Origin of the sequence: Actinoplanes sp. NPDC024001, from assembly GCF_040638955.1 — a bacterium.
GTDB lineage: Bacteria > Actinomycetota > Actinomycetes > Mycobacteriales > Micromonosporaceae > Actinoplanes.
Genome location: NZ_JBEZZB010000094.1, coordinates 1 through 575, shown reverse-complemented (window position 1 = coordinate 575; position 575 = coordinate 1).

Below are 575 nucleotides of genomic sequence, written 5' to 3'. Positions count from 1 at the left end.
CCGAAGGAGTCCACATTCTCAGGCCCGCCAACGCAAGGATGGCGTCGGCATCCGCGTTATGTCCGCTCGTTCGTGGTCAGTCACTCCGGTAGCGACTGCGATGTCGACTGCCAAACGACACCCGACAGATCCCGTGATCTTGGAATGCCGCTAGCTGCCGACCAGAGCTAAGTCGATCTGGCTCCTCACGCCCATCCCGGCTGACACGGCCGGTGTAAGGCTGTGCGGTTTGTCGACCTTGGCCGTTCCATTAACGCAGCCAGCGACACAGTGACTCTTGGAGAGATGCGGGCACCTTCACGAGAGGCCGCCGAAACTGCATCGGACTCGACCGGTGGGCCGAAGCGCAGTTCTCTAAGCGAGGCTGTCAGGGTCGATGTTGTCTTCTGCTTCGGAAGCGCGCTCCGTTGATCACGTCCGTGTTCAGTTGAGGAGCGGCACAGCGGTCACCTGCGTTAGACCCTGCCACATCCGCAACGGCTAGCTGTACTGACCCGAGAGGTTGGGGATGCGGCTGGCGGGTGGTAGGCCGTTGAGCGCGGTGTGTCCGCGATGGTGATTGTAGGTATGGAGCC